Annotated in this window: 16 protein-coding genes; 6 read left to right on the plus strand and 10 right to left on the minus strand. The window is 56.8% G+C overall.

Annotation, left to right across the window (positions count from 1 at the left end):
* Window positions 1-76 precede the first annotated feature (76 nt).
* Complete coding sequence (gene recQ / locus H9Q10_RS08865; RefSeq protein ID WP_197903602.1) at window positions 77-1,915, minus strand: DNA helicase RecQ; 1,839 nt, start codon at window positions 1,913-1,915, stop codon at window positions 77-79.
* An 82-nt stretch (window positions 1,916-1,997) separates the two neighbouring features.
* Here recQ and H9Q10_RS08870 point away from each other — a divergent pair, with 82 nt between their 5' ends.
* Both H9Q10_RS08870 and H9Q10_RS08875 read left to right on the plus strand, forming a co-directional pair.
* Window positions 1,998-2,423, plus strand: coding sequence for a surface-adhesin E family protein (locus H9Q10_RS08870; protein ID WP_197903603.1), 426 nt, complete (start codon window positions 1,998-2,000; stop codon window positions 2,421-2,423).
* Window positions 2,424-2,446: 23 nt separating this feature from the next.
* Window positions 2,447-2,782: a hypothetical protein gene (locus H9Q10_RS08875; RefSeq protein WP_197903604.1), complete on the plus strand. Its 336-nt coding sequence runs from the start codon at window positions 2,447-2,449 to the stop codon at window positions 2,780-2,782.
* Between the two features lie 281 nt (window positions 2,783-3,063).
* On the opposite strand, the gene H9Q10_RS08880 is transcribed toward H9Q10_RS08875, so the two are convergent.
* From H9Q10_RS08880 to ruvA, 9 genes are all read right to left on the minus strand, one after another.
* Window positions 3,064-3,525 (minus strand): hypothetical protein, encoded by a 462-nt coding sequence (locus tag H9Q10_RS08880; protein WP_197903605.1) that lies wholly within the window; start codon window positions 3,523-3,525, stop codon window positions 3,064-3,066.
* Window positions 3,526-3,729: 204 nt separating this feature from the next.
* Window positions 3,730-4,536, minus strand: coding sequence for a hypothetical protein (locus H9Q10_RS08885; RefSeq protein ID WP_197903684.1), 807 nt, complete (start codon window positions 4,534-4,536; stop codon window positions 3,730-3,732).
* A 308-nt stretch (window positions 4,537-4,844) separates the two neighbouring features.
* Window positions 4,845-6,872, minus strand: a complete 2,028-nt coding sequence (locus H9Q10_RS08890) for an OPT family oligopeptide transporter (RefSeq protein ID WP_197903606.1) — start codon at window positions 6,870-6,872, stop codon at window positions 4,845-4,847.
* 452 nt (window positions 6,873-7,324) lie between these two features.
* Complete coding sequence (gene tkt, locus H9Q10_RS08895) at window positions 7,325-9,307, minus strand: transketolase (protein WP_197903607.1); 1,983 nt, start codon at window positions 9,305-9,307, stop codon at window positions 7,325-7,327.
* 60 nt (window positions 9,308-9,367) lie between these two features.
* The gene (locus H9Q10_RS08900) at window positions 9,368-9,769 is read right to left on the minus strand and encodes a hypothetical protein (RefSeq protein ID WP_197903608.1); all 402 of its coding nucleotides are present in this window, start codon (window positions 9,767-9,769) and stop codon (window positions 9,368-9,370) included.
* A gap of 96 nt (window positions 9,770-9,865) precedes the next feature.
* Complete coding sequence (gene tmk / locus H9Q10_RS08905; protein ID WP_197903609.1) at window positions 9,866-10,483, minus strand: dTMP kinase; 618 nt, start codon at window positions 10,481-10,483, stop codon at window positions 9,866-9,868.
* A gap of 42 nt (window positions 10,484-10,525) precedes the next feature.
* The gene (locus H9Q10_RS08910) at window positions 10,526-11,128 is read right to left on the minus strand and encodes an inner membrane-spanning protein YciB (protein WP_197903610.1); all 603 of its coding nucleotides are present in this window, start codon (window positions 11,126-11,128) and stop codon (window positions 10,526-10,528) included.
* Between the two features lies 1 nt (window position 11,129).
* Window positions 11,130-12,125 carry an endolytic transglycosylase MltG gene (gene mltG, locus H9Q10_RS08915; RefSeq protein WP_197903611.1) on the minus strand — a complete coding sequence of 332 codons (996 nt, stop codon included), beginning with the start codon at window positions 12,123-12,125 and terminating at the stop codon, window positions 11,130-11,132.
* Between the two features lie 306 nt (window positions 12,126-12,431).
* Entirely contained in the window at window positions 12,432-13,013 is a 582-nt protein-coding gene (ruvA, locus tag H9Q10_RS08920) for a Holliday junction branch migration protein RuvA (protein ID WP_197903612.1), read from the minus strand.
* A gap of 89 nt (window positions 13,014-13,102) precedes the next feature.
* On the opposite strand from ruvA, the gene H9Q10_RS08925 reads away from it, so the two are divergent.
* The 4 genes from H9Q10_RS08925 to H9Q10_RS08940 all read left to right on the plus strand — a co-directional run bounded on the left by H9Q10_RS08925 (window position 13,103) and on the right by H9Q10_RS08940 (window position 17,618).
* Window positions 13,103-13,570, plus strand: coding sequence for a NemA protein (locus tag H9Q10_RS08925; RefSeq protein WP_218042269.1), 468 nt, complete (start codon window positions 13,103-13,105; stop codon window positions 13,568-13,570).
* 63 nt (window positions 13,571-13,633) lie between these two features.
* Window positions 13,634-15,175 carry a type I restriction-modification system subunit M gene (locus tag H9Q10_RS08930; protein WP_197903613.1) on the plus strand — a complete coding sequence of 514 codons (1,542 nt, stop codon included), beginning with the start codon at window positions 13,634-13,636 and terminating at the stop codon, window positions 15,173-15,175.
* On the plus strand, window positions 15,172-16,182 hold the full coding sequence (locus H9Q10_RS08935) for a virulence RhuM family protein (protein WP_197903614.1): 1,011 nt from the start codon (window positions 15,172-15,174) through the stop codon (window positions 16,180-16,182). Before H9Q10_RS08930 ends, H9Q10_RS08935 begins: the two co-directional genes overlap by 4 nt.
* A gap of 212 nt (window positions 16,183-16,394) precedes the next feature.
* Entirely contained in the window at window positions 16,395-17,618 is a 1,224-nt protein-coding gene (locus tag H9Q10_RS08940) for a restriction endonuclease subunit S (protein ID WP_197903615.1), read from the plus strand.
* Window positions 17,619-17,641 lie beyond the last annotated feature (23 nt).

Below are 17,641 nucleotides of genomic sequence, written 5' to 3' on the forward strand. Positions count from 1 at the left end.
CTACCTGAAAACGAGCTTCGCAAGTTTCTGCGCAGCGAAAATTTTCAGGTAGCCTTTTTGCGTTTCGGGCAAAGGGTTATAAAGCAGTTTCCGGCGGCGGGCCTGCCTCTGCGTTATCCTGCATAAACCGTGCGCACACTTCGAGGATGTCGCTGCCGAATTTTTGGATTTTGGCTTCGCCCAGGCCGTAGATGTGTTGCAGGTCGGCGGAGGTGGTGGGGCGCTGCTGCACGATGTCTTGCAGGGTGCGGTCGCCGCAGATGATGTAGGCGGGCACGTTGTCGGCGCGGGCGCGTTCGGTGCGCCATTGGCGCAGGGCTTGCCACAGGCGCTCTTCGCGCTCGGTGCGCAGCCATTGTTCGCGCGGGGTGCGGGTGGCGGATTTGGCGCGTTTGAGCGGGCGCAGCATCACGTTTTTTTTGCCCTGCAATACGGGCACAGCCTCTTCGGTGAGCAGGAGGGCATGGTAGTTTTGCGCGTCGGTGGTGAGGAGGCCTTGGCCGATGCATTGGCGGATCACGCCGCGCCATTCTTTGTCGGAGAGGGCGGCGCCGATGCCGTAGGTGGTGAGCCGGTCGTGGTGGTTTTGGCGTATCCAGTCGTCGGCTTTGCCTCGCAATACGTTGATGACGTAGCCGGCGGCGAAACGCTGGCCGACACGGTAGATGCAGCTCAATAGTTTCTGCACGTTTTCGGTGGCATCGAAGCGCACGGGCGGGTGCAGGCAGTTGTCGCAGTGGCCGCAGGGCTGGCTTTCTTCGCCGAAGTGGCGCAGGAGGGCGGCGCGGCGGCAGCCGGAGGTTTCGCACACGGCAAACATGGCTTCGAGCTTTTGCTGCTCGATTTGTTTTTGGAAATCGCTGCTGTTGCCGGTTTGGATGCGTTCGCGCAAGAGGGCGTAGTCGTTGAGGCCGTAGCACAGCCAGCTGGCGGCGGGCTGGCCGTCGCGCCCGGCGCGGCCGCTTTCCTGGTAGAAATGCTCGATGCTCTGGGGCATGTCGAGGTGGGCGACGAAGCGCACGTCGGGCTTGTCGATGCCCATGCCGAAGGCCACGGTGGCCACGATGATGAGGCCTTCTTCGCGGGTGAAGCGGTGTTGGTGTTCGTTGCGCTCTTCCATGCTGAGGCCGGCGTGGTAGGGCAGGGCGCGGTAGCCGTGTTCGCACAGGAAGGCGGCGGTGTCTTCCACTTTTTTGCGGCTCAGGCAGTATACGATGCCGCTTTCGCCGCTCGGACGGCCGTGGAGGAAATCGAGCAGCTGGTTTTTGCCGTTGTTTTTTTCGATGATTTGGTAGTAGATGTTGGGGCGGTCGAAGCTGGCAACGAATTCGACAGCGTGTTCCAGATGGAGGTAGTGTTTGATGTCGGCGCGGGTTTCGGCGTCGGCGGTGGCGGTGAGGGCGATGCGGGGGATGGCGGGATAGCGTTCGGCCAGGAGGCCGAGCTGGCGGTATTCGGGGCGGAAGTCGTGCCCCCATTGGCTCACGCAGTGGGCTTCGTCGATGGCGAAAAGGCTGATTTCGGTGTGGTCGAGAAAACGCAGGAAGCGCTCGCTCACCAGGCGCTCGGGGGAAACATAAAGCAGTTTCAGGTAGCCTGCTTCGATTTCGTCGGCAATTTGGCGAATTCGGCTGCTGCCGATGCCGCTGTGCACGCTGGCGGCGGCCACGCCTGCGGCCTGCAGGGCGGCCACTTGGTCGTCCATCAGCGCGATCAGCGGGGAAACGACCACGGCCAGCCCGCGCCGCATCAAGGCGGGGATTTGGTAGCACAGGGATTTGCCACCACCGGTGGGCATCAGCACCAGCAGGCTCTCGCCGCCGGCCAGCGTGTTGACGATTTCTTCCTGCCGTCCGCGGAAGGCGTGGTAGCCGAAAACGTCGCGCAGGATGCTGAGGGCGGCTGGCTGGGGCATGGGTGGGTTTTCCGTTGGCGGGGATTGTTGGATATAATGGCGCGGATTTTATAGCGTTTGAAGGCTACCTGAAAGGATTTTTATGAGAGTGAGCAGATTTGCGCCGCTTTGCGCGGCGCTGGTGTTGGCGGGCTGCCCGAGCGTGGGCGGGCCGGGCGGCAGCTGGAAAGAAGTGGGCGTGAGCCCGAACGGCAATATGCGCTACGAAATCGACAATGCCAGCATCCGGAAAACCGGCAACCAGGCCAGCTTCCGCGAGCGGATTACCGTTTCCAACCCGAAAACCGAGCATTATGTGAATACGCCGCATTTCAAAACGGCGGTAAACCAATGGCTGTTCGACTGCCAGGCGCGCACGCGCCGGCTGGTGTCGGTGGAAATGTGGGATGCTTCGGGCAACAAGCTGGCTTCGCACCAATACGGGGCAAACGGGCGGCAGCCTGTGCCGGTGGTGAGGGGTTCGGCCGGCGGCAGCCAGTTTGAAACGGCTTGCGGCCGTTCGTTGTAACCCGATTTGCGATACAGGAGGAAATGATGAAGCACATTCGTATGATTGCAGCCTTGGGCCTGCTAGCGGCCGCCGCACCGGCTCTGGCGGAAGATGCGGCGCAAACCGAGCTGTTGAGCGCGCAGATGGCCTATCAGGAAGCGCTCAAGGCGCAAACCGACAACGGCAGCCGCGTGGCCACGCTGCGCAGCCGCTTGGAAGCGGCGCAGGCCGCCGTGCAGCAGAAACAGGCGGAAATCGCGCAGCTGCAAACGCAGCTGAATGAGGCCGATGTGGCGGCGCAGCAGTCAAACAGCACGCTGGACGCAGCCGGCCGCCGCTTGGACGCGGCTTGGACGGCGGTGCGCGGGCAGCGCTAGTTTCTGCGCTCGGTCAGTTTTGGCTTTACAAAAATCCAGCTTCCTACGGAGACTTCGTTTTCAGGTAGCCTGCATTGGGTTGCGGGCAGTTTGGAAGCGTGGGTGCCAACGCAGTTCAAACGCAGCGCGGCGGGATTTCCGCTAAGCTGAAGCTTATTGGGCTGGTGTTGCTGGCGCTAAAAGGAAAGGCTACCTGAAAAGTTGGTGTTGTTGAAACTGATGTTTCAGGGGTTTTAAATGGTAAAACAGGCAGACCGTTGCAGTCTGCCTGTTTGTTTGCCTCAATCGGCGGTGCCAAATACGGTGCGGTTGCCCATGAATACCTGGCTGCTGTAGTCGCAACCGGCGCTGCTGTTGTTGCAACCGGGGATGGTTACAGTGAGGGTGTAGCGGCCGCTGCGGTTGGCGCGCCAGCCGAACATGGGGCTGTCGTCGCCTTCAGTGTCGGCTTGGATCACTTGGCCGTTGGCGGATTTCAGGGTGAGGTCGATGTTGTCGCATTCGCGGTCGCAATCGGCGAAGAAGCTGTAGTATTTGCCGGCGGTGAGCTGAACCTGGTGGGTTTTCTGCTCGCCTGTTTTGGCGCGGCCGTTGAACAGGTTGGTTTGGCGGGCGCCGCTGTCTTTGCTGCGCACGGCAGAGGTGTTGAATTGTTGGGCTTCAGCCAGCCAGCCGTCTTTATCGATGGCGAGGGCGGGGGCGGCAATCAGGGCGGCCAGGGCCAATACGGTGAATTTCTGCATGATGTTTCCTTGTTTTAAGTTGAAAGGAGGCGGCATTATAGTGGAAACTAGAGAAATACTCTAGTTTTTTATATATTTAAAATCATTGATTTAATTTATTTGTTAAGATAATGATTGATTTTGGGTGCGGAAAAAGGGCTACCTGAAAATTCAACTTCGTTGAAGCTGCGTTTTCAGGTAGCCTTTGGTTTTCAGATGCTGGGCTTATTCAAATACGGCTTTGTTGCCCACGAATACCTGGCTGCTGTATCCGCATTGGGCGGAATCACATTTGGGGATGGTGACGGTAACGGTGTAGCGGCCGCTGCGGTTGGCGCGCCAGCCGAACATGGGAGAGTCGTCGTCGTCGGTGTCTTCTTTGATCACGCGGCCGTCGGCAGCTTTGAGGCTGAGGTCGATGTCGGAGCAGTCGTAGCCGCAGTCGGCAAAGAAGGAATAGTATTTGCCGGCACTAAGCTGGATGCTGTGGCTTTGAGATTGTTCTTTAGCCAGGCTGCCGTTGAAGATTTGGGCTTGGCGGGCTTGGCTGTCTTTGCCGTGTACGATGTCGCGGTTCATTTTTTGGGCGCGGGGCAGCCAGGGGCTTTGCTCGAAGGCTTGGGCGCTGTAGTCGCAGCCGGCGGCGTCTTCGCAGGCGGGCATGCTCACGGTGAGCTGGTATTCGCCGCTTTGGGCTACGTTCCAGCTGATGATGGGGTTGTCGTCGGCATCGGTGTCTTGCTTGAGGGTTTTGCCGCTGCTGTCGGCCAGGGCGAGGTCGAGGTTGGAGCATTGGCGGTCGCAGTCGGCGAAGAAGGAGTATTGTTTGCCGGCTTCGAGGCGGATGGTGTGGCTTTGGCTGCGGCCTTGGCGCAGTTTGCCGGTGAAGAGCTGGATTTGGCGGGCGGCGTCGTCACGGTCGCGCACGATGTTGCGGTTGATTTGCTGGGCTTCGGCGAGCCAGCCGTCGTCGGCGGCGATGGCGGGGGCGGCCAGCAGGGCAGCGATGGCGGCTAGGGTTAGTTGTTTCATTTATTTTCCTTTTCTGTGTTGAGTTGAAGGGGTGATACAACCAGGCGGGGATTATAATCAAAAACGGAGTGGATCCGCTAAATATTTTTAAGGCGGGATAAGGGGTGTAAATGCAGGGGAGGCTACCTGAAAAATAGGCGCGTGGGTTTTCAGGTAGCCTTTGCTGTGTGGGCCGGGGCTGCCTGAAAGCGTTGCTTTCAATGCGGTGCAAATGCAGTGCGGCGAAGTTTCTGCGCGGCTAAAATGCGGCAGCAAAAAAGCCGCCCGACATCAATCGGGCGGCTGCTTCTCTAGCTGTTTTGTTTATATTATTTGCCTGCTTTCAAAATGCGGCGGATGAAGATGAGCATGCCGCCGATGAAGAAGGCCAGGCCGAGGAATTCGCCCGCGCTGCCCCAGTTTTCGAGGTTCAGCGCGAGGGGGGCATCGGAACCGCCGTTGGTAACGGAGAGGGCGATAATCAAGGCCATCACCACGCCGACCAGGCTTTCGCCCACAATCAGGCCGGCTGCAAACAAGGTGCCCACGCGGTCGGCATTTTTCACTTTGTTTTCATCGTGGCGGACGCGGTGCTTGATGATGGCGGCCATGATGGCGCCGATGGCGATCGGCATGTTGATGGCAGGCGGCAGGTAGATGCCCATGCCCACGGCCAGGGTGGGCAGCATCAGTTTGGAGCCGCTGCGTTTGAGCACTTCGTTTAGGATGATGAGCACCACGCCGATGCCGATGCCGGTGAGGATGTAGCCCCATTGCAGCGTGTTGGAGAAGATGGCGTTGGCGATGGTGGTCATCAGCGTGGCCTGCGGGGCGGCCAGGGCTTGGGCCGGGTCCATATCCGGGCGGGGCATGGCGCCGGTGAAGCCGTAGGCGGCGTAGAGCAGCTCGAGCACGGAAGACACCACGAAGGCGCCCACCACGCAGCCGATAATCAGCGCCACTTCCTGACGCCACGGGGTGGCTTTAATCAGGTAGCCGGTTTTCAGGTCTTGCAGGTTGTCGTTGGAAATGGAGGCCACGGCCACCACGGCGGAACCGCAGAACAGGGTGAGCGCCACCAGGAAGTTGCGGTTGCCTTCGTCGGCAAACAGGTTGGTGGCGCTGCCGATGCCCAGCAACACCAGTGAAATGGCCACCACGGAGATGATGCCGATGCCGGAAATCGGGCTGGAAGACGAGCCCACTAGGCCGGCCATATAGCCGCAGGCGGCGGCCACCAAAAAGCCGATCACGAAAGCCAGCAGCGTACAGGCCACCACCAGCAGCCAAGCCGTGCCGGTGGGCAGGTTGGCGGCTTCAACGAAGTGGTAGAAAGAGAAGCCCAAGAGCAGCATCATGCCCAGCGCATAGGAAATCATGGCCTTGGGCGACAAGTCCTGCTCCACGCGTTCGAGTGCGGCCTGTTCGCCGCCTTTGATGGCGCGGAACGACATTTTCATGCCTTCGAGGGTGGGTTTGAGCAGGGTGATCAGTGTCCAGATGGCAGCGATACCGATGGTGCCCGCGCCGATGAAGCGTACTTTTTCGCGCCACAGCTGCATGGCGAAGGCCACCATTTCCATATCGGCCGGCTGCGGGTTGGTGGCGGAGAAGTAGGGGATGGCAATGCCCCAGGCAATCACGATGCCCACCAGCATGGCGATACCACTGGCCAGGCCCACCAAATAGCCCGCGCCCAAAAGCGCCAGCGAGAAGCCCATCGGGATTTGGAAGATGGAGGCGCCGGCTTTAAACCAATAGCTCGCGCTGTCGGCCATCACGCGCAGGCCGTTGCTGGCAAAGCTGAAAATGCCGGAAATGATGCCGCCGGTCACGATTTCGCCGATGCCGCTGTCGCCGGATTTGGCTTCTTCGGCGCTTTCTTCGCCCACCACGCCGTCGCCGCTGCCAACTTTCAGAATCTCAGCCGCTGCCACGCCTTCGGGATAGGGTAAATCGCTTTTCACCACCATGGCATAGCGCAGCGGAATGGTGAAAATCACGCCGAGGATGCCGCCGGCCATACACAGAAGAGTGGTTTGCCAGAACGGGAAGCCGCTCCAGTAGCCGCTCATCAAGAGGCCGGGCAGGATGAAGATTACGGAAGACAAGGTGCCGGCGGCAGAAGCCTGCGTTTGCACCATATTGTTTTCCAAAATATTGCTGCCTTTGGCGAATTTCAAAATCGCCATGGAAATCACGGCAGCCGGGATGGAAGAAGCAAAAGTGAGGCCGACCTTCAGCCCCAAATAAATATTGGAAGCGGTGAACACCACGGTGATCAACGCGCCCAATATCATGCCGCGCAGGGTGAGCTCCCTGTAGTTGGCATACGGGTCGTGAGTGGATAGAGACATTTTCTTTACCTTTGGTTGAAACGAGGTTGCATTTTTTTTCGATATTCCGATTGTGTCAATAGGAAATTAGCAAATGTAAATAATTCTTTACAATTTACCAAAAAGAAGCAGAAAAGTAATAATGCATGATTATCCGGTCTGTTTTGTGTTTGAATTTTATTTATTAAAAATATCAGAAAAATATTGCAGATAAGGAGATCGTTAATCAGGAAATGCTTGCCTTGGCCGATTTCAAAATTAACACAAACTTACTTTTTGATAGAGGAATGTATGGAACGGAAAGGGAAAGCCAAACGGAAAACTCTGAGCAAAAAGGGCGGCGAACATTGGCAAATCATGCCATACGCCGCTGCCCGGTATCGCAGTGAATGGAACCCACGATAAAAGGCTACCTGAAAAATACCGGCTTCCGAGCGGAAGGATTTTTCAGGTAGCCTTTTAAGCTTTGATGCTTACAGCACCGATTTCACCGTATCAACCACATTCTCCACGGTAAAGCCGAATTCTTTAAAGAGCAGCCCGGCAGGGGCGGATTCGCCGAAGCGGTTGATGCCGACCACCGCACCATTCAAGCCGACGTATTTGTACCAGCCGTCGGCGTGTCCGGCTTCGACGGCAATGCGCGGCAGGCCTTCGGGCAGCACAGCGGCGCGGTAGGCGGCGTCTTGGCGGTCGAACACGTTGGTGGACGGCATGGAGACGACGTGTACGGCGATGTTTTGTGCGGCGAGGGCTTTTTGTGCTTCCAAAGCCAATTCGACTTCCGAACCGGTCGCAATCATGACGGCTTGCGCTTTACCTTCAGCCTCGCTCAATACATAGCCGCCGCGTTTGATGTCGGCAAGCTGCTGCTCGCTGCGCGCTTGGAATTTCAGGTTTTGGCGGCTGAAAATCAGGCTGGACGGATGGTCGGCGGCTTTGACGGCTTCCGCCCAGGCAACCAGCGATTCGGCGGTATCGCACGGACGCCATACGTCCATGTTCGGAATCAGGCGCAGGGTGGCGGTCTGCTCGATGGGTTGGTGGGTCGGGCCGTCTTCGCCGAGGCCGATGGAGTCGTGGGTGAACACGAATACGGGGTTGATTTTCATCAGCGCAGCCATGCGCAGGGCGTTGCGTTCGTATTCGCTGAACATGAGGAAGGTCGCGCCGAAGGGTTTGACGCCGCCGTGCAGCGCCAGGCCGTTCATGATGGCGCCCATGCCGAACTCGCGCACGCCGTAGTGGATGTAGTTGCCGCCGTGGTCGCGGGTAACGGAAACGCTGTTTGACCAGTCGGTCAGGTTGGACGGGGTGAGGTCGGCAGAGCCGCCGACGAATTCAGGCAATACTTTTGCCAGAATTTCGATGCTGTTTTGGCTGGCTTTGCGGGTGGCGACAGTTTCGGCTTTGGCGCACACTTCTTGCAAGGCCGTCTGAATATAGGCATCGAAGTTTTCAGGTAGCCTGTGTTCCATGCGGCGCACGAATTCTGCGGCTTCGGCAGGATATTGGGCTTGGTATTGCGCGAACAGTTTGTCCCACTCGGCTTCCAATTTCGCGCCTTTTCCTTTCGCATCCCAGGCGGCGTAGATTTCTTTGGGGATTTCAAAGGCGGGATAAGCCCAGCCCAAATGTTTGCGCGTGGCTTCGATTTCGTCCGCCCCCAAAGGCGCGCCGTGGGTTTTGTGGCTGCCTTCTTTGTTGGCACTGCCTTTGCCGATTAAGGTTTTGCAGCAGATGAGGGAAGGTTTGCCGGTTTCGGCTTGGGCGGCTTCGATGGCGGCTTCAATAGCGGCGGTGTCGTGGCCGTTTACATTGGGGATAACGTGCCAGCCGTAGCTTTCGAAGCGTTGCGGGATGTTTTCGGTAAACCAGCCGTCCACTTTGCCGTCGATGGAGATGTTGTTGTCGTCGTATAACACAATCAGTTTGCCCAAGCCCAGCGTGCCGGCGAGCGAACAGGCTTCGTGCGATACGCCTTCCATCATGCAGCCGTCGCCCATGAAGACGTAAGTGTGGTGGTCGACGATGTTTAGGCCGTCTTTGTTGAACTCGGCGGCGAGGATTTTTTCCGCCAGCGCCATGCCCACGGCGTTGGCAATGCCCTGACCCAGCGGGCCGGTGGTGGTTTCCACGCCGTCGGTGTAGCCGTATTCGGGGTGGCCGGGGGTTTTGCTGTGAAGCTGGCGGAAGTTTTTCAGGTCTTCGATGGAAACGTTGTAGCCCGTCAGGTGCAGCAGGCTGTAGAGCAGCATGGACGCGTGGCCGTTGGAGAGGACGAAGCGGTCGCGGTTGTAGAATTTGGGGTTGGCGGGATTGTGGTGCAGGAATTTCGTCCACAATACTTCCGCCATTTCCGCCATGCCCATCGGGGCGCCGGGGTGGCCGGAGTTGGCTTTTTGGATGGCATCGGCGGAGAGGAAGCGGATGGCGTTGGCGAGTTGGGAAGGCATGGTGTTGTTCCTAAGGGTTTGGTTTGGGAAAGGGTGAGGCTACCTGAAAAATATGGCGGGCTACTCGCCGCCCAGCAGGCGGTAGTTTTCGTAAACGGATTCAATCAGAGGAGTGAAATCATCGGCGGCAAAGTGGGAGTGGCCGATGCCGATGAGTCGACTCAAAGGATCGTCCGTATCCATGGCTTCGGCATCTTCGGCGGTAACGAAATCCTGCCGTGCCCGCGCGATCATGCCCTGCACGTATTTCGCGCCTGCGCCGAGGCCGGTGAGTTTGCCCGCCACATAGGTGTCGATGTCGTCGGCATCCATAAAGCACACCAGGCGGCCGAAGCCGAAGCAGTAGCCGTAGAAGGTGAAGCCCATCACTTGAAACAGCAGTTCGTTTTGCACATTCCAGCGCGGGTCGGCGGTGAGGGCGGAGAAAAGGCGGTTTGCTTTATCGTGGAAGGCTGCCTGCATGGTGTTTCCGAGGGTGTTGGTTGGTTGGCGAGTGCCGCAAAACGGCGCAAATTATCGCACTTTTGGGCGGCGGTGTTCAAATCATCGGGCAAGCTGTCAGACAAACAATTTTTCCAGCGCGGCTTCGATGTCGCGGCGCACGAGGGCTTTGTCGCGGTTGCTGTTGATGAGGGCGTAGCGTTCGGGCGCTGCGGCGGCGCGCTCGAGGTAGCTTTGACGCACGCGGGTGAAGAAGCCGGCCTCTTCCTGCTCGAAGCGGTCTTTGCTGCGGCTGCGTTCGATGCGCTCGAGGGAGATTTCGAGCGGCACGTCGAGCAGGATGGTGAGATCGGGGCGCAGGCTGCCCTGCACCCATTGTTCGAGCTGGGCGATATCGGCTTCGGGCAGGCCGCGGCCGCCGCCTTGGTAGGCGAAGGTGGCGTCGGTGAAGCGGTCGGATACGACGGACACGCCGCGCTCCAGTGCGGGCAGGATGACGCTTTCGATGTGTTGGGCGCGGGCGGCAAACATGAGCAGGGTTTCGGCGCGCAGGCCGGCTTGGGTGTGCGGGTTGAGCAGCAGGCGGCGCAGGGCTTCGCCTAAGGGCGTGCCGCCGGGCTCGCGGGTGAACAGGACGGGGCGGCCTTGTGCAGCAAACCATTCTCGGATGACGGCGAGCTGGGTGGTTTTGCCGGCACCGTCGATGCCGTCGAGGGTGATGAAGTGGGCGGTCATTTTAACTCCGTTGAGGCGGATGTTTTCAGGTAGCCTTTTGGCTTAGGGCCGGGGTTGGTTTGGCTGCTCGGGAGGCTTGCTTTCGGCGGGGGCTTCGGCTTCAGTTTTCAGGTATTTGCGCAAGATGATGCCTTGGGTGATGAGGAAGATGCCCATGAGGACGAGCTGGCCGTAACTTTTGAAGTGGATGAAGAGGTTTTTGGCCTGCTCGGAGGCGTCGTAGTGGTAGAGGCCGAACCAGTAGTGCAGGGCGGCGAGCAGGAGGAAGAAGGCGGCCCAGGCGAGGGTGAGGCGCTGCCAGCCGCGCGGGCTGAAATGGAAAATGTCTTTGGCCACGGGCTGCATCAGGGGTTTGCCGATGAGGGCGCTCACGGCGAGGGCGAGGGCGAAGCTGAGGTTGATGATGGGGGTTTTCCAGCGCAGGTAGAGGTCGTCGCGCAGGAGGATGGTGGCGCCGCAGAAGAGGATGGTGAGCAGGAGCACCACCCATTGCTGTTTGGTGAGCCGCCATTGCTGGCGGGCGAGGTGGATGCCGTACACGATGAGGGTGCTGGCTAATACGGCGGCGGCGCCGGCGAGCAGGCCGAATTTTTTGGAGGCGATGAAGAAGGCGATGAGGGGGATGAGGTCGAGCAGGGCGGTCATGTTACGGCCTTTTTAAGATGTAGCGGCGGACGTTGGCGTTGTGTTCTTCGAGGGTGTGGCTGAATTCGCTTTTGCCGGTGTCGTCCATGCGGGAGACAAAGTACAGGTAGGTGGCGTTGCTGGGGTGGGCGGCGGCTTGGAGGGCGGCTTCGCCGGGCAGGGCGATGGGGGTGGGGGGGAGGCCGTCGCGGGTGTAGGTGTTGTAGGGGGTGTCGCGCTGGAGGTCGGCGCGGCGGATACGGCCGCGGTAGGCGCTGCCCATGCCGTAGATGACGGTGGGGTCGGTTTGCAGGCGCATGCCTTGGTTGAGGCGGTTGACGAATACGGCGGCCACGTTGGCGCGGTCTTCTTCGTGGGCGGTTTCTTTTTCGATGATGCTGGCCATGGTGAGCAGCTCGTAGGGGTTGCTATAGGGTAGGTCGGGGGCGCGGTTGGCCCAGGCGGATTGGAGCTCGTTTTGCATGCGGCGGTAGGCGAGGCGGTAGATTTGCAAATCGCTGCTGTCGTAGTCGATTTCGTAGCTGTCGGGGAAGAAGCGGCCTTCGGGGTGCCGGCTTGGGGTGTCGGAGGCAACGGCGGCAAGGAGCTGTTGGTCGCTCCAGGCTGCGGTGTCGTGGCGGATATCGGCGGTTTGGTTGATGCGGCGGCGCATTTGGGCGAAGCTCATGCCTTCGATGATGCGAACGGTGATGGTGTCGGGGCGGCCGTTTTTGAGGTGGCGCAGGATTTGCCAGGAGGAGGCGCGGGGCTGGAGGCGGTAGTTGCCGGGCAGGAGTTTGTCGTGTGCGCCGGTGAGGTAGGCGGCGGCGAGGAACACCCAGCGGCTGTAGATGGCGTCGTTGGCGGCGAGGGTGCGGCTCACGCTGGCGATGCCGCTGCCGCGCTCTATCCGCAGGCGCTGGCTGTGTGTGTCTTTGGGGGCGAAGAGCAGGCCGGCAAACAGGGCGATGGCGGCCAAAAGCAGGATAAGGGCGGAATAGAAGGTTTTTTTCAACATGGGTGCGGTGGCGGGTTGGAGGGCGGCAGTATAGCGGAGGGTGGGGCGGATGCGAAGCGGTGTGGTTTGATTGGGGTGTTAATTAGCGGGTTTTATTTTGTGTCAGCCGATGTTTGTGCCTGGCCAAATGGTGTTTACTTTAAATATTTAGAAGCGGTGTTTCAGGTAGCCTTTGGCGGGGGAGGGCTACCTGAAAAATATTCGGCGGGTTTGGGTGTTGCTGAACCCCGGCTTCGGTGGCGCCAGCATATCGTTTGGGCTTTCGCTGAAGCTTGTTTTGTTTGCTTTCAGGTAGCCGCTCCGGCTTTATTTCAACAGGTTTTTCAGGGCAAGGCGCACGCCTTCGCCCACTTCGGTGCCGGGGGGGATGCCTTTGGCGGCGCTGCGGGCTTCTTTTTCGTTGTAGCCGAGGGCGAGCAGGGTGCTGACGATGTCTTCGCCGGTATCGCCTGCTTGGGCGGCGGGCTGGGCCGGGGCGCTGCCGGAGGGGGCGAGCTTGCCGCGCAGTTCGAGCACCATGCGTTCGGCGGTTTTTTTGCCGATGCCGGGGGCGGAAGAGAGGCGTTTGATGTCTTCGGCGGCGATGGCGGCGGCGAGCTCGTCGGCGGTCATGGCGGAGAGGATGCCGAGTGCGGTTTTGGCGCCGATGCCGCTCACTTTGATGAGCTGGCGGAAGGTGTTGCGTTCGCTGTGGCTGCCGAAGCCGAACAGGAGGTGGGCGTCTTCGCGCACAATCAGCTGGGTGTGCAGCGATACGGTGCTGCCCACGGGGGGCAGGGTGCAGAAGGTTTGCATGGATACGTCCACTTCGTAGCCGACGCCGTTTACGTCAATCAGGATTTGCGGGGGAAGGGCTTCGATGAGTGTGCCGGTGAGCTTGCCGATCATGTGGGGCTACCTGAAAAATGGGAAAGCGGCATTATATCGGTATAATGGGGGGCAGTATTTATTTTGATTGGATTTTGGAGGGAATAATCATGGGTAAACGTCATTTTTCGGCTGGTGTTTGCATAGTTTTGCTGCTGGCGGGCTGCACAGGCAGCGATGTGATGCTGGGCTTGGGCTTCGGCGGCCGCCATTTCGGCATGGGCACGGGCTTGAGCATTCCGGTGGGCAGCCGCAACAATGTGCAGGATTTGCGCGATCTGCGCATCATCGAAGAGCAGGTGCTGACTTATTTCGACGCGGAAGGCCGGCCTTCCAGCGCGGCAGTGAAAGGTGGCTACTACCGCCAGCTCCTGAGCCGGCAGGGCAGCGGCTATCTGGTGCAGGATTTCTACGAAACCGGCCAGAAACGCAGCGACGCCATGCTGCTTTCCCGCGAATCGCTCTACACCTTCCGCGCCCACCCGCAAAACGGCGTGCTCACCACCTATGCCATCAACGGCAACATTCTGCACCAGCAGAATTTCCGCGACGGGAAAATGGTGTCGGCATCGTATTGAAATAAATTTAGATTTATTGAGCCAATATTGGAAAACAAAATTAAATAGAAGTTAGGAGGCTGTATGACCGCTACCCAACAACGCGCCCAACTGCACCGTCAAATTTGGAAAATTGCCGATGAAGTACGCGGTGCGGTCGATGGCTGGGACTTCAAACAATACGTCCTCGGCACATTGTTCTACCGCTTTATCAGTGAACATTTCACCGACTATATCCAAGGCGGCGACAGCAGTATCGATTACGCCTCCCTGTCCGACGACGTGATTACGCCCGACATCAAAGACGATGCCGTCAAAGTCAAAGGCTACTTCATCTACCCCAGCCAGCTTTTTCGCAACGTCGCCGCCGAAGCCCATCAAAACGAAGCACTCAATATCCGGCTGAAAGAAATCTTTACCGCGATTGAAAGCTCCGCAGCAGGCTATCCGTCCGAACAGGACATCAAAGGGCTGTTTGACGACTTCGACACCACCAGCAGCCGATTGGGCAGTACAGTTGCCGACAAAAACAAACGCCTTGCCGCCGTCCTCAGAGGAGTGGCGGAACTTGATTTCGGCAACTTTGAAGAGAATCACATCGACCTTTTCGGCGATGCCTACGAATACCTGATTTCCAACTACGCTGCCAACGCGGGCAAATCGGGCGGGGAGTTTTTCACCCCGCAAAGCGTGTCCAAACTGATTGCTCGGCTGGCAATGCACGGGCAGGAAAAAGTAAACAAAATTTACGACCCCGCCTGCGGCTCGGGCAGCCTGCTTTTGCAGGCGAAAAAGCAGTTTGACGACCACATCATCGAAGACGGCTTCTACGGGCAGGAAATCAACCACACCACCTACAATCTCGCCCGTATGAATATGTTTCTGCACAACATCAATTACGACAAATTCCATATCGAATTGGGCGACACCCTGCTCAACCCCAAGCTCAAAGACGACAAACCCTTTGACGCCATCGTTTCCAATCCGCCGTATTCCATCAACTGGATAGGCAGCGACGACCCCACGCTCATCAACGACGACCGCTTCGCCCCCGCAGGCGTACTTGCCCCGAAATCCAAAGCCGATTTCGCCTTCATCCTGCACGCGCTCAGCTATCTTTCAAGCAGAGGCCGTGCCGCCATCGTCTCTTTTCCCGGTATCTTCTATCGCGGCGGGGCAGAGCAGAAAATTCGCCAATATTTAGTGGACAACAACCATGTCGAAACAGTCATCGCCCTTGCGCCCAACCTTTTTTACGGCACATCCATTGCCGTCAATATCCTGGTTTTGTCCAAACACAAAGACAACACCGACATCCAATTTATCGACGCAAGCCGCTTCTTCAAAAAAGAAACCAACAACAACGTCTTGATCGAAGAACACATTGCCGAAATCGTCAAACTTTTCTCCGCCAAAACCGATGTGCCACACATCGCTCAAAACGTTAGCCAGCAAACCGTCAAAGACAACGGCTACAACCTAGCCGTCAGCAGCTATGTCGAAGCCGAAGACACCCGCGAAGCCATCGACATCAAACAGCTCAACGCCGAAATCGACGAAACCGTCGCCAAAATCGAACGGCTGCGGAGAGAGATTGACGAAGTGATTGCGGAGATTGAAGCATGAACATCATCCTATACACCGCAAACGACGGTACAGCCCAGTTTGCCTTGCAGGAATTTGGCGGACAGCTTTGGCTGACGCAGGCAGACATGGCAGAACTCTACCAAACCACCAAACAAAACATCAGCAAACACATTAAAACCATTCTTGCAGAGCAAGAGTTGGAAGAAGAGGCAACTGTCAACTTCCAGTTGACAGTTCAAAATGAAAACGGGCGCAAAGTAAGCCGCAAAATCGCCCACTACTCCCTGCCCATGATTATCGCTGTCGGCTACCGAGTCCGTTCCGCGCGCGGCACACAATTCCGCCAATGGGCAACCGAACGGTTGGATGAATATCTGACCAAAGGCTTCACCATAGACGATGAACGGTTCAAAGGTACGGGCGGCGGAGACTACTGGAAAGAACTGCTCAACCGTATCCGCGACATTCGCAGCAGCGAGAAAGCCTTATACCGTCAAGTGCTCGACTTATATGCAACCAGTCAGGATTACAACCCGAAAAGCAGCGAAAGCCAAATCTTTTTTGCTGCTGTTCAAAACAAACTGCATTATGCCGCCAGTCGGCAAACCGCAGCCGAACTGATATACAGCCGCGCCGACAGCAGTAAAGACTTCATGGGGCTGACCACCTTTCAGGGCGCAGTACCTACGCTGAACGAAGCCAAAATTGCCAAAAATTATCTGACGGAAGACGAACTGTTCCGCCTGAACCGCCTGGTTTCCGCCTTCTTCGATTTGGCAGAAATCAAAGCACAGGAGCAAAACCCCATGTATATGCGCGACTGGATAGCTGAATTGGACAAATTTTCCGGACTGTACGGTCAAGGCACATTACAGGATGCAGGCAGCATCAGCCGGAAGCAGGCAGAACAAAAAGCCGAACGCGAATACCGCGCCTACGAAGCTCGCACCCTGTCGCCGGTCGAACAAGCCTATCTGGAAAGTGTTAAAGCGTTGGAAAAAATAGCCGTGCAACAGCTTAAACAGAAAAAAGACGGCAAAAAATAACCACCATTCAGGCTACCTGAAAAAGCAGCCTGCACACCATTTCAGGCAGCATGAAAGCAGGATGGGCTTCAGTCCTTCAGACAGCAGACATATAGGAATAGGTCGTCTGAACATGGCAAACCCGTAGAATGGGCTTTAGCTCATCAAGAGAAACGGAAATCGAAACGGCGGGCTGAAACCCGCCCAACAAGCAGAACAACGGAAAGCAACAAATGGACATACGGAACAAAGCGCAAAACCTGATGGAGATGGTTCGGACAACGGCGGTGGAGTGGAGGCCGCTGGGGGAGGTGGCTAGTATAGGAAAGGGAAAGCAGCTTAATAAATCGATGCTTAGAGAAAAAGATAAGTATCCCGTGATTAATGGCGGCATTAATCCATCAGGTTATTGGCATGAATACAATAACGAAGCTGGTACGATTGTTATTAGCCAAGGAGGAGCAAGTGCGGGGTTTGTTAATTGGATGGATGTCCCTTTTTTTGCAGGAGCTCACGCATATACCATTAAAGCAAACGAAGACAAATTGTTGCAACGGTTTGCATATTATTTTTTGAAAATGAAGCAAATTGCATTTATGCAATGTCAATATGGGGCAGGTATACCAGCACTTGCCAAAAGTGAATTGCAAAATTTACTTATTCCCATCCCACCCTTAGAAATTCAACAAAAAATTGTAAAAATACTTGACAAATTCACCGAGCTGGAGGCTGCGCTGGAAGCTGCGCTGGAAGCAGAATTAGTCCTGCGCAAACGGCAATATCAATATTACCGCGACTTTCTCTTAGATTTTGACAATCAAATCTGGGGGGGGGTAGCTGAATGCTATAAGGGTCGTCTGAAAGATGTGGTTTGGAAGACGTTGGGGGAGGTTGCTTTAGATTTTGGGCGTGGAAAATCTAAACACAGACCTAGAAATGATGCTCGGTTATATGGAGGGAATATTCCATTTGTTCAAACAGGCGATATTAAAAATGCAGGTCATATTATTGAATCTTATACTCAGACATATAGTGATTTTGGTTTAAATCAAAGTAAACTTTGGAAGAAGGGGACGCTTTGTATTACCATCGCTGCAAATATTGCAGAGACTGCCGTTCTTGGATTTGATGCGTGTTTTCCTGATAGTGTAATTGGCTTTGTAGCAAACCCTGAAGAAACAACGTCCGATTATGTTGAATATTTGTTGTCTTCATTGAAAATGAAGTTACAAGAAAAAGGGATGGGGAGTGCACAAGAAAATATTAATCTTGCTACTTTTAGTAATATGCGTTTCCCGTTTCCCCCGCTCTCCGAACAAGAAAAAATCGCCGCCATCCTCGACAAATTCGACACCCTGACACACTCCATCAGCGAAGGGCTGCCACACGAAATCGCCTTGCGCCGCAAACAATACGAATATTACCGCGAACGATTGCTTGCCTTTCCAAATACCTGAAAAGTAGGGTGGGCTTCAGCCCA

The organism is Eikenella glucosivorans, from assembly GCF_016025525.2.
Classification (GTDB): domain Bacteria; phylum Pseudomonadota; class Gammaproteobacteria; order Burkholderiales; family Neisseriaceae; genus Eikenella; species Eikenella glucosivorans.